General features: G+C 60.7%; 12 protein-coding genes. 8 read left to right on the forward strand and 4 right to left on the reverse strand.

Going from position 1 to position 13,366, the window contains the following annotated elements; translation table 11 throughout:
• Positions 1 to 91: 91 nt before the first annotated feature.
• The 4 genes from IGS60_RS16990 to map form a co-directional block, all read right to left on the reverse strand.
• Complete coding sequence (locus IGS60_RS16990; protein WP_083287073.1) at positions 92 to 856, reverse strand: flagellar brake protein; 765 nt, start codon at positions 854 to 856, stop codon at positions 92 to 94.
• A gap of 145 nt (positions 857 to 1,001) precedes the next feature.
• Positions 1,002 to 1,751 (reverse strand): pseudouridine synthase, encoded by a 750-nt coding sequence (locus IGS60_RS16995; protein ID WP_034752263.1) that lies wholly within the window; start codon positions 1,749 to 1,751, stop codon positions 1,002 to 1,004.
• Positions 1,752 to 1,792: 41 nt separating this feature from the next.
• Complete coding sequence (locus IGS60_RS17000) at positions 1,793 to 4,360, reverse strand: [protein-PII] uridylyltransferase (protein ID WP_230505603.1); 2,568 nt, start codon at positions 4,358 to 4,360, stop codon at positions 1,793 to 1,795.
• Positions 4,361 to 4,415: 55 nt separating this feature from the next.
• Positions 4,416 to 5,228 (reverse strand): type I methionyl aminopeptidase, encoded by an 813-nt coding sequence (gene map / locus IGS60_RS17005; protein WP_070221576.1) that lies wholly within the window; start codon positions 5,226 to 5,228, stop codon positions 4,416 to 4,418.
• Between the two features lie 400 nt (positions 5,229 to 5,628).
• Between map and rpsB the strand changes: the two genes are divergently transcribed.
• The 8 genes from rpsB (at position 5,629) to rseP (ending at position 13,293) form a co-directional block, all read left to right on the forward strand.
• The gene (gene rpsB, locus IGS60_RS17010) at positions 5,629 to 6,381 is read left to right on the forward strand and encodes a 30S ribosomal protein S2 (protein WP_010397614.1); all 753 of its coding nucleotides are present in this window, start codon (positions 5,629 to 5,631) and stop codon (positions 6,379 to 6,381) included.
• Positions 6,382 to 6,539: 158 nt separating this feature from the next.
• A complete protein-coding gene (tsf, locus tag IGS60_RS17015; RefSeq protein ID WP_070221523.1) occupies positions 6,540 to 7,451 on the forward strand; it encodes a translation elongation factor Ts in 912 nt (303 codons plus the stop codon).
• Between the two features lie 147 nt (positions 7,452 to 7,598).
• Positions 7,599 to 8,315 carry a UMP kinase gene (gene pyrH / locus IGS60_RS17020; RefSeq protein ID WP_034752258.1) on the forward strand — a complete coding sequence of 239 codons (717 nt, stop codon included), beginning with the start codon at positions 7,599 to 7,601 and terminating at the stop codon, positions 8,313 to 8,315.
• 166 nt (positions 8,316 to 8,481) lie between these two features.
• Positions 8,482 to 9,042 (forward strand): ribosome recycling factor, encoded by a 561-nt coding sequence (gene frr, locus IGS60_RS17025; RefSeq protein WP_070221522.1) that lies wholly within the window; start codon positions 8,482 to 8,484, stop codon positions 9,040 to 9,042.
• 99 nt (positions 9,043 to 9,141) lie between these two features.
• Positions 9,142 to 9,909, forward strand: a complete 768-nt coding sequence (gene uppS, locus IGS60_RS17030) for a polyprenyl diphosphate synthase (RefSeq protein WP_070221521.1) — start codon at positions 9,142 to 9,144, stop codon at positions 9,907 to 9,909.
• The gene (locus IGS60_RS17035; RefSeq protein WP_070221520.1) at positions 9,909 to 10,742 is read left to right on the forward strand and encodes a phosphatidate cytidylyltransferase; all 834 of its coding nucleotides are present in this window, start codon (positions 9,909 to 9,911) and stop codon (positions 10,740 to 10,742) included. Before uppS ends, IGS60_RS17035 begins: the two co-directional genes overlap by 1 nt.
• Positions 10,743 to 10,750: 8 nt before the next feature.
• Complete coding sequence (gene ispC, locus IGS60_RS17040) at positions 10,751 to 11,935, forward strand: 1-deoxy-D-xylulose-5-phosphate reductoisomerase (protein ID WP_070288004.1); 1,185 nt, start codon at positions 10,751 to 10,753, stop codon at positions 11,933 to 11,935.
• On the forward strand, positions 11,932 to 13,293 hold the full coding sequence (rseP, locus tag IGS60_RS17045) for an RIP metalloprotease RseP (RefSeq protein WP_070311814.1): 1,362 nt from the start codon (positions 11,932 to 11,934) through the stop codon (positions 13,291 to 13,293). The genes ispC and rseP overlap by 4 nt, the downstream gene beginning before the upstream one ends.
• The last annotated feature ends 73 nt before the right edge of the window (positions 13,294 to 13,366 follow it).

Genomic DNA, 13,366 nt, shown 5'->3' on the forward strand with positions numbered 1-13,366 from the left:
CGCTTAACCTGGACGTCCGGGGTCAGACCCCCGGATGCGTTAGCGCGAAGCTATGTGTTGGCGGTGTTGAGGGTCTGACCCCAGTACTAAACTAGCGCACCTTGCGGCTGCTGCCCAGGTTATCGAGCAAGGCTTTCAATTCATCCTGCATGGCATCCGTCAGGTTCAGGAAGCGGCAGCCGATCTGCACCTGCTCGCCCAGCAGGAAGGAGCGGAAGGTGCGCGACAGGCGGATTTCCAGGTCGGCGATCATGACCTTGTCCGGCCCCAGCTCCAGGCGCACGCGCGACAGCTTGCGGCCCACGTACAGGCCTACCGTGTCGCGCGGATGGGCGCGCATGCCGATGCCGCCGGCCGAGAAATCATACAGCTGCAATTCATATGGACGGCCCTCGAGCACGAAGGCGGCCAGGTAGTACACGCCCAGCGGTGTTTCCAGGCGGGCCGATTCGCGCCGCTCCAGGACCAGGCAATGGCTGGGAAAGTTCGTCAGGTAGACGTTCGGCCGCTCGGGATACGCTTGCCATTCGCCATTGATGGTGAACTGCAGTTTGGCGTTTTGTACCCACGACACAAACGTGGCGCCGCCAGGCGGCAGGGTCGCACCTTCATTGAGTTCCAGCACGAATTGCGGCAAGTCATCGTCAACGGACAGGACGCGCCCCAGGATGAGGTCTTCGCCGCCAGCCGGGTAGATGGAGATGGCGTCGCCGTTGTCAGCCAGGCTGCACAAGGTTTCGCCGATATCCCACGGATCGCTCATATGGTGCGGCTTGGTGCCGGGGGCCATCGGCTCGGCCACGTCAGCCAGACTGGGCGCGCCCTTGCGCAGGGGATTGGGGATGGGATCGTTCACGACAGCGTATCTCTTTTGTTCTAATGGGGAATAGTGTATAGGTTTAAGGCAATATTTACTAAGTAAATCACAATAATTGATTTTATATCACTATATTCCTGTTGCTTATGTATGCTGGCCTGGCATGCCGCCTTGACGTCGCCGCTTAAAACTGTTCGTCTGCGCTCAAATAACGCCATTGGCCGGTAGGCAAGTCGCCCAGTTTGACCTTGCCGATGCGCACGCGTTTCAAACCCAGCACCTTCAGGCCCACGGCTTCGCACATGCGGCGGATCTGGCGTTTCTTGCCTTCGCGCAAAGTAAAGCTCAGCTGGTCTTCGTTTTGCCAGCGCACCTTGGCCGGCAACAGCGGCTTGCCGTCGAGCCACAGGCCGTGGTTGAGCTTTTTCAGCTCGCTGTCGGGCAGGGTGCCGCCCTTGGTGTAGCTCACGCGCACCAGGTATTCCTTGTCGATGTCGGTATCGTGGCCGATCAGCTGCTTGGCCACGCGGCCGTCCTGCGTCAGGACCAACAAGCCGACGGAATCGATGTCCAGCCGTCCCGCTGCCACCAGGCTGCGCAGCTGGGTCGGATGGAACTGTTCCGGGCTGCGGTCTTCCGCCCAGCGGTTTTCCGCCTTGATCAGGGCCACGGCGGGCGTGTAGCCGTCTTCGGCCTGGCCGCTGACGTAGCCGACGGGTTTGTTGATCAGCACGGTGACGCGCTTCGATTGCTCGGCCGCCGCCTGGCGTTCCACGGTGACTCTCTGGCTCGGGTAGACCTTGCTGCCCAGTTCGGACACCACCTTGCCATCCACGCGGACCCAGCCGCGGGCGATCCATTCATCGGCTTCGCGGCGCGAGCACAGGCCCAGTTCGGACATGCGTTTGGACAAGCGTAATAATTCTTCGGTCATGTTGTTTCAGTTTCAGTAAGGGTAGGCGCTGCGCGGAAAGCTTACACTTTCAGCGCATCGAGTAAATCGGTTTCCAGCAATATCTGGTTGCGGGCATTGTTGAGCGCGGGGCCGTCGACGAGGAAGACGTCTTCGACCCGCTCGCCCAGGGTCATGATCTTGGCCGTGTGCAAGTTAATGCGGTACTTGGTCAGCACGTTGGCGATCGCATACAGCAGGCCCGTGCGGTCGTTGGCCGCCACCGACAGCAAATAGTACTGGCCTTTTTCATCGGGCCGCAGGTCCACCGTCGGCTGGAAGGGGAAGGTGCGCGACAGGCGCGACAGCCGTCCCTTGCCCGGCGGCGGCAGCGGCGTTTGCGACTGCAGCAATTCGCCCAGCTCATGCTCGATCAGGCTGATGATGTCGCGGTAGCTCTTGGCGAAGTTTTGCTCGGTGACGAGGAAGGTGTCGAGCGCATAGCCATTTTTCGTCGTATGGATCTTCGCGTCGAGGATGCTGAAGTTCTTGCGGTCGAAATAGCTGCAGATGCGCGCGAACAGGTCGGGCTGGTCGGGAATGTACACGGCCACCTGCAAGCCTTCGCCGATGGGCGCCAGCCGGCATTTTACCACCGGCAACTTGCTGTCGAGCTTGTCATACAGCGAGCGCGTCTGCCAGGCGATGTCGGACGCGTCGTGGCGCAGGAAATACGCCACGTCCAGCTGTTGCCACAGTTTCAGGTGCGCATCGGGCGGCAAGCCGTACAGGCGCAGGGTGGCCAGCGCTTCCTGCTGGCGGTTTTTGAGCTCGCGGTCGGCCGTGTGCGGCTCGCCGCCCAGCACGCGCAGGGTGATCTTGTACAGGTCTTCCAGCAGCTTGCCCTTCCAGGCATTCCACACTTTCGGGCTGGTGCCGCGGATGTCGGCCACCGTCAGCAGGTACAAGCCCGTCAGGTGGCGCTCGTCCTTGACCACTTTCGCAAAGGCCGCGATGACGTCGGGATCGGACAAGTCCTGCTTTTGCGCCACTTGCGACATGGTCAGGTGATTTTCCACCAAGAAAGCCACCAGTTCCGTGTCCTCGGCAGACAGGCCGTGGTCCTGGCAGAACTGGGTGGCGTCGGCCACGCCCAGCTTCGAGTGGTCGCCGCCGCGGCCCTTGGCGATGTCGTGGAACAGGGCCGCCACGTACAGCAGCCACGATTGCGAGAAATCGGCCATCAGCTGGCTGCAGAACGGATATTCGTGCGCGTGTTCGCTCATGGTGAAGCGGCGCATGTTGCGCACCACCATCAGAATGTGCTGGTCGACCGTGTACACGTGGAACAGGTCGTGCTGCATCTGGCCCACGATGCGGCGGAAATTCGGCAGGTAGCGCCCCAGGATGCTCATCTCGTTCATGCGCCGCAGCGCGTGGATGATGCCGACAGGGGCTTGCATGATGCGCAGGAACAGGGCGCGGTTGACGGGATCCTGGCGGAAGGCGGCGTCGATCTTGAAGCGCGCGTGCCACAGGGCCCGCGTGGCGCGCGAGGTCATGCCCTTCAGGGCCGGGCGCTCCGTCATGAGCACGAAGACTTCCAGCATGGCCGATGGGTATTGCTCGAACGTGTCGTCGGCGCTGATGTCGATCAGGCTGTTGACTTCATTGAAGCGCTCGTTGATGGGCACGGCCACGTCGTCCTGCGGGAACAGCCGCGCTTCGATGTTTTGCAGCAAAATCGTGTTGAGCTGGGTCACCGTCTTGGCGGCCCAGTAGTAGCGTTGCATGAGGAATTCGCTGGCACGGCGCATGTGCGGCCCGCTGCCCGTCGCTTGCAGGCCCAGCGATTCGGCGATCGCCGTCTGCACGTCGAACACGAGGCGGTCTTCGCGCCGCCCCGCGTGCAGGTGCAGGCGCACGCGGATATCCTTGAAGGCGCGCTCCTTTTCCATCAGCTGGCGCGCTTCCGTCAGGGTGATCAGTCCGCCCGTGGCCAAGGTGCGCCACGAGTTCGCCAGGCCGGCCGCTTTGGCCACCCACAGGATCACCTGCAGGTCGCGCAGGCCGCCCGGGCTTTCCTTGCAATTCGGTTCCAGGCTGAAAGCCGTGTCTTCGTACTTGGCATGGCGCTGGCGCATTTCCGCCGTTTTTGCCTGGAAGAAGGCTTGCGGGTCCATGGCCGCGTCATAGCGCTGCTGCAATTGCGCGAACAGGTCCGCGTTGCCGCACACGAGACGCGCTTCGAGCAAGCTCGTCTGCACTGTGATGTCGGCCTTCGATTCGACCAGGCATTCATCGACCGTGCGGATGCTGTGGCCGATTTCCAGGCCCAGGTCCCACAGCAGTTGCACCAGTTCCTCGAGCTTTTCCTGCGTGGCGGCGTCCGGCGATTGTTGCAGCAGGATCAGCAGGTCGACGTCGGAATACGGAAACAGCTCGCCCCGGCCATAGCCGCCCACGCCCACCAGGGCCGTGCCTGGCGGCAAGCCCGCTTCCTGCCAGGCCCGCGCCAGCACGCCATCGACGCTGTGGCGCAGGCTGCGCAGCAGTTTTTCAGGCTTGCCGTCGGCCTGGAAGGCCGCAATGACGACCTGGCGGTCGGCTTTCAGTTGCTGTTTCAGCTGTTCCCGAACTTGCTTTTTCATCTGGGCCCTGGGTGGCGGTGGGTCGGGTGGGGTCAGGCTTGATTAATGACGCTTATCAGGCTTTATTGCCGATAAAGGCGGGCGGCGGCGGCATGCCCGGCGAGACGGTCAGCACTTCATAGCCCGTTTCCGTGACCAGCACCGTGTGCTCCCATTGCGCCGACAGGCTGCGGTCCTTGGTTTTGATGGTCCAGCCATCGTTCATTTCGCGGATTTCGCGGCGGCCCGAGTTGATCATCGGTTCCACCGTGAAAATCATGCCCGCTTCCAGGCGTTCTAGGGTGCCTGGCTTGCCGTAGTGCAAGACTTGCGGCTCTTCATGGAAGACCTTGCCGATGCCGTGGCCGCAGAATTCGCGTACCACGCTGTAGCCGGCCTTTTCCGCGTGTTGCTGGATGGCGTGGCCGATATCGCCCAGGTGGGCGCCCGGCTTGATCTGATCGATGCCCAGCCACATGCACTCATAGGTGATTTCCGACAGGCGCTTGGCCAGGATGGTCGGCGTGCCGACGAGGAACATGCGGCTGTTGTCGCCGTGGTAGCCATCCTTGATGACGGTGATGTCGAGGTTGACGGAGTCGCCGCTTTTCAGGACCTTGTCGCCGGGAATGCCATGGCAGATGACGTCGTTGACGGAAGTGCAGATGGCTTTCGGATAGGGCGTGTAGCCGGGCGGGCAGTAGTTGAGCGGGGCAGGGATGGTGCCTTGCACGTTGACCATGTATTCGTGGCACAGGCGATCGAGTTCGCCCGTCGTGACGCCCACCTTGACGAAGGGGGTGATGTAGTCGAGCACTTCGGCGCCGAGCTTGCCGGCAATGCGCATGCCTTCGATGTCGGCGGCGGTATTGATACGGATGGTGGACATGGTGTAATTCGCAATCTGCAAGAATTCAGGTGAAGAGCACAGACGATTCCTGCTGTATGGGGAAAAGTCTGCAAATATGCCGAAATTATAAACGAGGCGCCCTGAATCCGCCGCCTCCTTCCTATGGCCGGGAGGGGATTTGTGGGGAGAAAGCGGATGAAAAGGCGGTGCGGCCACGCCTTGCACCATCGTGGTGCGCCGGCTGTTTCCGCAGGGCGCGCGATTTGCGGTGCGGACTTGATGCGGCAGGCATTTCAGTGTAGAATCCCGGGTTGCTTGAATTCTCTTTTAAGCAATGCAGTAAAACAGTGTCTTTAATTTATATAAACACGCGAATCCGGTCGACAAGGGTGCCTGTATGGTGACTGATCGGATTCCAGACCCAACCCTGGAGTTAATAATGTCCGTAACAATGCGCGAAATGCTGGAAGCCGGTGTCCACTTTGGTCATCAAACCCGTTTTTGGAATCCAAAAATGGCACCGTTCATCTTCGGCCATCGCAACAAGATCCACATCATCAACCTGGAAAAAACCATGGCGATGTACCAGGACGCAATGAAGCACGTGCGTCAACTGGCTGCAAACCGTGGCACCATCCTGATGGTTGGCACCAAGCGTCAAGCTCGCGAAATCATCGCTGCTGAAGCACAACGCGCTGGCGTGCCTTTCGTTGATCAACGTTGGTTGGGCGGCATGCTGACCAACTTCAAAACGATCAAAACCTCGATCAAGCGTCTGAAAGACATGGAAGTGATGATCGAAGACGGTTCGATCGAGAAGCTGTCGAAAAAAGAAGCGCTGATGTTCTCCCGCGAAATGATCAAGCTGCAAAAATCGATCGGCGGCATCAAGGACATGGGCGGCATTCCTGACGCAATCTTCGTCGTCGACGTCGGCTACCACAAAGGTGCGATCACCGAAGCAGCTAAACTGGGTATCCCGGTCATCGGCGTTGTCGATACCAACCACTCCCCAGAAGGCGTGAACTTCGTGATCCCAGGTAACGATGACTCCTCGAAAGCCATCATGTTGTACGCTCGCGGTGTTGCTGACGCAATCATCGAAGGCCGTGCAGCTGCCGGTAACGAAGTTGTTGAAATGGTTAAAGCAGCCGCTGGCGACGAATTCGTCGAAGTTAACGAACAGGCTTAATGGCCAGGCTATCGTAAGATAGCCGTTTGTAAGCACAGCAGTAAGGGAAAAGGGGTGGCAGCAGCTCCCCCTTTTTTTTAACAAAAAAACGATAGTGACCGCTGGCGAGGCATGCATGCCCGGCCGCGACTATCGACTCACCGAATCAGGAGAAACACATGGCAGCGATTACAGCAGCGATGGTAGGCGAATTGCGCGGCAAAACCGACGCACCAATGATGGAATGCAAAAAAGCACTGACCGAAGCCGAAGGCGACATGGCTCGTGCGGAAGAGATCCTGCGCGTCAAACTGGGCGGCAAGGCATCGAAAGCATCGGCACGCATCACCGCTGAAGGCGTCGTGGCAACCTACATCGCCAATGGCGTAGGCGCCCTGGTCGAAGTGAACTCGGAAACCGACTTCGTTGCGAAAAACGACGATTTCCTGGCACTGGCCAACAACGCTGCCCGTCTGGTAGCGGAACACAACCCGGCTGACGTCGCTGCCCTGCTGGCTCTGCCACTCGATGGCAAGACCCTGGAAGACGTGCGCGCTGCCCTGATCGGCAAAATCGGCGAAAACATGACCATCCGCCGCTTCCAGCGTTTCGAAACCAGCGCCAAGCTGGCTTCGTACCTGCACGGTTCGCGCATTGGCGTGATCGTCGAATTCGACGGCCCCGATGAGCAAGTGGGCAAAGACGTGGCCATGCACATCGCTGCCATGAAGCCAGTGTCGCTGTCGTCGAACGAAGTTCCTGCGGAACTGATCGAAAAAGAGCGTTCGGTTGCACAACTGAAAGCCGAAGAAGACGCAGCCAAAGCGGCCGCCGAAGGCAAGCCAGCGCAATCGCCGGAAATCCTGGCCAAGCGCCTGGAAGGTTCCGTACAGAAGTTCTTGAAAGAAGTTTCCCTGCTGAACCAAGCTTTCGTGAAAAACGACAAGCTGTCGGTTGAGCAAATGCTGAAGGCGGCTAACACCAGCGTCAAAGGTTTCGCCATGTACGTAGTGGGCGAGGGCATCGAGAAGAAGCAAGACGACTTCGCAGCAGAAGTCGCAGCACAGATGGCTGCCTCCCAGGGAGCGTAAGTAAAGCGGGCCGAGAGGCCCGTTTTTTTGGCCCGCCCGCACCTGTGTGCCGGGCGGCGGCATGGGCAGCTTCCTCCCGCCTATCCGGCGCTGCAAGGCGCTGCGCCATGTCATACTCGAATAACCTCATTTATGGAGCCCCAGCTCATGTCAAAACCAGCCTACAAGCGCGTCCTCCTCAAGTTGTCCGGCGAAGCCCTGATGGGCGATGATCCCTACGGCATCAACCGCGCCACGATCGAGCGCATGGTGGCCGATGTGGCCGAGGTGGCGAAGTTGGGTGTGGAACTGGCAATCGTGATTGGCGGCGGCAATATCTTCCGCGGCGTCGCGCCTGGTGCGCAAGGCATGGACCGCGCCACCGCCGACTACATGGGCATGCTTGCCACCGTGATGAACGCACTGGCCCTGGCCGATGCCATGCGCCATGTCGGCATTACCGCGCGCGTCATGTCGGCCATCGGCATCGAACAAGTGGTCGAGCCGTACGTCCGCCCGAAAGCCCTGCAATACCTGGAAGAAGGCAAAGTGGTCGTCTTTGCCGCCGGTACCGGCAATCCGTTCTTCACCACCGATACGGCAGCCGCCCTGCGCGGTTCCGAGATCAGCGCCGAGATCGTCCTGAAGGCCACCAAGGTCGACGGCGTCTACACGGCCGATCCGAAGAAGGATCCGAACGCCACCCTGTTCCACACGATTACGTTCGACGACGCCATCGCCAAGCATCTGCAAGTGATGGATGCCACCGCATTCGCCCTGTGCCGCGACCAGAAACTGCCGATTAAAGTGTTTTCGATCACCAAGCCGGGCGCGCTGATGCGCGTCATCATGGGCGAAGACGAAGGCACCTTGGTTCACGTATAAGGGAAGCGGAGCGCCGAGAAGCCGTCCATGGCTGCGTTGCAGTGCCTTGCCGTACATTCGGCGCCGCGTCTTGCCCTGAACGGTTTTTGGCACTCCCGACTGCGCTGGTGTTTTCATCGCAAGCGAAGTAGCAATATTCATTATTATCAAGACAAGGAGTACAGCAATGTCCTTAGCTGACGTTAAGAAAAATACCCAGGAACGCATGACGAAGTCGCTGGAAACACTGCGGGCCGACCTGGCCAAAGTGCGTACCGGCCGCGCCCATACGGGTATCCTGGACCACGTGATGGTCGAGTACTACGGTTCGCCGACGGCGTTGACCCAGGTGGCCAACGTGACCCTGATCGATGCGCGCACCATCGGCGTGCAGCCGTACGAGAAGAAGATGGCCAACACCATCGAAAAAGCCATCCGCGACGCCGACCTGGGTCTGAACCCATCGGCACAGGGCGACCTGATCCGCGTTCCGACGCCGCCGCTGACGGAAGAGCGCCGCAAGGAAATGGTCAAGCTGGTCAAGAGCGAAGCGGAAGACGCGAAGATCGCCGTGCGTAACATTCGCCGCGATGCGAATGAGTCGCTGAAAAAACTGGTCAAGGAAAAAGCCTGCTCCGAGGACGATGAGCGCCGCTCGTCGGAAGAAGTGCAGAAGCTGACGGACAAGTTTATTGCCGACATCGACAAGATGGTTGTCGACAAAGAAAAAGAAGTGCTGACCGTCTAGTTTTCAGTCCTTTGGCGCTGCCCGGAAAAGCACGGCTTTTCCGGGCAGTGCTATTTGGAGCATAATAGTTATCTTTTATTTTTTGGTATTCGTGTTTTCATGATCTATTCGAGTTCGACAACGGCAGTACCTGAAGTGGGCACGGTGCCGCGCCATGTGGCAATCATTATGGATGGCAATGGTCGCTGGGCAACCAAGCGCTTCCTGCCGCGTGTGGCTGGCCACGTCAAGGGCGCGGATGCCGTGCGCGGCATCGTCGAGGCTTGCATCGAGCGCGGCGTCGAATACCTGACCCTGTTTGCTTTCAGCTCGGAAAACTGGCGCCGCCCGGAAGAAGAGGTGTCGATGCTGATGCGCCTGTTCGTCACGATGCTGGAACGCGAAGTGGTCAAGATGCATGCCAACGACATCCGCCTGAAGGTGGTGGGTGACTTGTCGCGCTTCAACGACGAGCTGCAAACCCTGATCGCCAATGCGGAGCGCAAGACGGCGAACAACACGCGCCTGACGGTGTCCATCTGCGCCAACTACGGCGGCCGCTGGGACATCATGCAGGCAGTCAATAAAATGACGGCCCAGGCGCTCGCCGATGGCCAGTCTGCCGGACACGCTTACACGGAAGAGCAACTGGCGCCGCACCTGGCCATGGCTTACGCACCCGAGCCCGACCTGTTCATCCGCACGGGCGGCGAGCAGCGCATTTCCAATTTCCTCCTGTGGCAACTGGCGTACACTGAGTTGTTTTTCACCGAAACTTTCTGGCCCGACTTCAATGGCGAGTGCCTCGACGCGGCAATCGCGTCTTACCAGCAGCGCGAACGGCGCTTTGGCCGTACCAGCGCGCAATTAACTGAAAAGACAAACTGATGCTGAAAACACGGATAATCACCGCCCTGGTCCTCCTGGCGGTCTTGCTGCCGGTTCTGTATCTGAATTATTTCCCCGCCTTCGCCGTGATCGCCACGGCGTTCTTCGGCGCCGCCGTCTGGGAAAGCTTCCGCATCTTCAAAAATCGCCACGCGCTGCTGATCGCCGCCGTCTGGACTGCCGCCTTCGCGTATACTTTTTTTGTCGGCAACGGCATGGCGCAGCTCAATTTCTGGTTCGCCCTGTGCGTGGCCATCTGGCTGATCCGCTTCGTGCCTTCGCTGGCAACAGGCTTGCCGCCCACCGAAGGCCTGGGCAATACCTTGCTCAGCTTCGTGTACCCGGTGACCATCGTCGGCTGCTTCGTCGCCATCATCGCCCTGTTCCTGCATAGCCCTTTGTACCTGCTGTCCGTGATGGCCCTCGTGTGGATCGCCGATATCGGCGCCTATTTCTCGGGCAAGGCGTTCGGCAAGCGCAAACTGGCGCCAAGTATTTCCCCAGGTAAGTCCTGGGAAGGCGCCATCGGCGGCGGCATCGCCGTGCTGGTCATCTCCGCCATCACCATCGTGGCCGCGCCATCGCTGCCGGTATTGCAAGACACCTTCGCCGTGCAGCTGCAATTGCGCCGCGGCTGGCTGGTGGCCTTGCTGGTGCTGCTGCTGATCGTTGCGGCCAGCATCGTCGGCGACCTGTTCGAATCCCAGCTGAAGCGCCGCGCCGGCATCAAGGACAGCAGCAAGCTGCTGCCCGGCCATGGCGGCGTACTCGACCGTATCGATGCGCTGATCCCGGTCTTGCCATTTGCCGCCCTCGTGGCCAGCTGGCTTTAAGGAAACTCATGCAATACATCACCATTCTTGGCGCGACCGGCTCGATCGGCGTGTCCACCCTGGACGTGCTCGCGCGTCATCCGGAGCAATACAGCGTGTATGCGCTGAGCGCCCACAGCCGCGTGGCCGAACTGGCCGCCCAGTGCTTGCAATTTCGCCCCCGGCGCGCCGTCGTCGGCACGGCCGACGCCGCCCTTGAACTGACGCGCTTGCTGCGCGGGCAGGGCGTCGATACGCAAGTCGAGTACGGCGTGGACGCCCTGTGCGACATCGCCAGCGCGCCGCAGGTGACGGGCGTGATGGCGGCCATCGTCGGCGCGGCCGGCCTGGCGCCCACTCTGGCGGCAGCGCGTGCCGGCAAGAAAGTGTTGCTGGCCAATAAAGAAGCGCTGGTCATGTCCGGCCAGCTGTTCATCGATGCCGTGCATGACAACGGCGCCGTGCTGCTGCCCATCGACAGCGAACACAACGCCATCTTCCAATGCATGCCGCACGCCCATGGCCGCGCGCCGGGCGCCGCGGGCGTGGCGAAAATCGTGTTGACGGCTTCCGGCGGCCCTTTCCTGACGCGCGACGTCGAGACGCTCGACACGGTCACGCCGGACCAGGCATGCAAGCATCCGACCTGGGCCATGGGGCGCAAGATTTCCGTCGATTCGGCCACCATGATGAACAAGGGCCTGGAAGTGATCGAGGCGCACTGGCTGTTCGGCGCGCCGGCCGACCAGATCGAGGTGCTGATCCACCCGCAAAGCGTGATCCATTCGATGGTTTCGTACATCGACGGTTCCGTGCTGGCCCAGCTGGGTAATCCGGACATGCGCACGCCGATCGCCCATGCGCTGGCGTATCCGCAGCGCATCGCTTCCGGCGTGGCGCAGCTGGACCTGGCCCAAGTGGCCACCTTGCAGTTCGAACGTCCCGATTTCCGCCGTTTCCCCTGCCTGGCGCTGGCCTTCGATGCCTTGCGCGCGGGCGGCACGGCGCCGGCTTTGCTCAATGCGGCCAATGAAGTGGCCGTGCAAGCGTTTCTTGACGAACAGATCGGCTTCCGCCAGATCGACAGGGTCATCGCGCACGTGATCGAGACGGTGCCGCATGGCGCCGCTTCGAGCATCGACGCCGTGATGGAGCAGGACCGCCTGGCCAGAGCGGCCGCGCACGCGTATATCGCGCAAAGGCTGGCTGCATGACGCTCATCACCACGTTGCTGGCCTTTATCGTCGCGCTCGGTTCGCTGATTACCCTGCACGAGCTGGGCCACTACCTGGTGGCGCGCTGGTGCGGCGTGAAAGTGCTGCGTTTCTCGATCGGCATGGGAAAAGTGGTGTATTCGCGCAAGTTTGGCAAGGACCAGACGGAATGGGCGATCTCCGCGCTGCCGCTGGGCGGCTATGTCAGCATGCTCGACAGCCGCGCGCAAGACCTCAGCGACTTGCCGGAGAGCGAATTGCGCCGCGAATTCACGCGCCAGAGCGTGTGGCGCCGCATCGCCATCGTGGCCGCCGGCCCGCTGGCCAACTTCCTCGTCGCCATCGTGCTGTACGCGGGCCTGTTCATGCATGGCATCGAAGAGCCGTCGAGCAAGCTCGGCCCCGTGGCCGAACAGACTGCCGCCCATGCGGCCGGCTTGCGCAGCGGCGATACGGTCGAGTCGGTGAATGGCAAGCCCGTGGCCAGCTGGTCCGAGCTGCGCTGGGAACTGATCCAGGCTACCCTCGACAAGCTGCCGGCGCGCATTGAAGTGCGCCGTCCCGACCGTGGCCAGCAGGAAGCGACCTTGCCGACGGCCAGCCTGACGGAGACGGACCTGGAAGGCGACGTGCTGGGCAAGCTGGGTTTGACCCTGGCCCGTTCCGCGCCCACGCTGATGGAAATCATGCCCGATGGCGCCGCCGCGCGCGCCGGCCTGCAGAAAAACGACCAGATCCTGGCCATCGACGAACAACCCGTGCACGACGTGGCGGCCGTCATCGCCACCCTGAGCCAGGCGCCGGGCCGCACCTTGCAATTGCAGCTCTTGCGCCAGGGCCAGGACCTGACCTTGCCCATTACGCCGGACGCCGTGCCGGGCGCCGGGGCAGAGGGAGCTGTAACAGTTGGTAAGATACAAGCAAAGCTGGGACAGGTGCCGGATATGATCACCGTGGCCTCCGGACCGTTCTCTGCCGTGGGCAAGGCGTCCGCCAAGGTCTGGGATACCAGTGTCATGAGCCTGAAAATGCTGGGCAAAATGATCACCGGCCAGGTTTCTCTGAAGAATGTGACGGGACCCATTACCATCGCCGATTACGCGGGCCAGACGGCGCGCATCGGCTTGGTAAGCTACCTGAGCTTCATCGCCTTCATCAGTATCAGTCTGGGCGTGATGAATTTGCTACCCATTCCTGTTCTGGATGGCGGGCATTTGCTGTATTATTCGCTGGAAGTTTTGACCGGACGCCCCTTGCCGGAGCGCGTAGGCGAGATTGCCCAGCGCCTGGGGATAGGTTTGTTGCTGACCTTGATGGTGCTTGCCGTCTTTAATGACGTGTTGCGATTGCTGAATTAGGACGCTGGTTGAGGCCATTGCGTGAGTCGCACAAGCAATCTTTTGTGTATGTTGTCCATTGATTTACCCATTG

This window comes from Janthinobacterium sp. FW305-128 (assembly GCF_020858135.1).
In the GTDB taxonomy this organism is placed as follows: domain Bacteria; phylum Pseudomonadota; class Gammaproteobacteria; order Burkholderiales; family Burkholderiaceae_D; genus Janthinobacterium.

Excerpts from the sequence above, each read along its gene's own strand:
- frr (WP_070221522.1), top strand. The coding sequence starts at position 8,482 with ATGTCCTTAGCTGACGTTAAGAAAAATACCCAGGAACGCATGACGAAG.
- IGS60_RS17000 (WP_230505603.1), bottom strand. The coding sequence starts at position 4,360 with ATGAAAAAGCAAGTTCGGGAACAGCTGAAACAGCAACTGAAAGCCGAC.
- uppS (WP_070221521.1), top strand. The coding sequence starts at position 9,142 with ATGATCTATTCGAGTTCGACAACGGCAGTACCTGAAGTGGGCACGGTG.
- rpsB (WP_010397614.1), top strand. The coding sequence starts at position 5,629 with ATGTCCGTAACAATGCGCGAAATGCTGGAAGCCGGTGTCCACTTTGGT.
- rseP (WP_070311814.1), top strand. The coding sequence starts at position 11,932 with ATGACGCTCATCACCACGTTGCTGGCCTTTATCGTCGCGCTCGGTTCG.
- tsf (WP_070221523.1), top strand. The coding sequence starts at position 6,540 with ATGGCAGCGATTACAGCAGCGATGGTAGGCGAATTGCGCGGCAAAACC.
- pyrH (WP_034752258.1), top strand. The coding sequence starts at position 7,599 with ATGTCAAAACCAGCCTACAAGCGCGTCCTCCTCAAGTTGTCCGGCGAA.
- IGS60_RS17035 (WP_070221520.1), top strand. The coding sequence starts at position 9,909 with ATGCTGAAAACACGGATAATCACCGCCCTGGTCCTCCTGGCGGTCTTG.
- map (WP_070221576.1), bottom strand. The coding sequence starts at position 5,228 with ATGTCCACCATCCGTATCAATACCGCCGCCGACATCGAAGGCATGCGC.
- IGS60_RS16995 (WP_034752263.1), bottom strand. The coding sequence starts at position 1,751 with ATGACCGAAGAATTATTACGCTTGTCCAAACGCATGTCCGAACTGGGC.
- ispC (WP_070288004.1), top strand. The coding sequence starts at position 10,751 with ATGCAATACATCACCATTCTTGGCGCGACCGGCTCGATCGGCGTGTCC.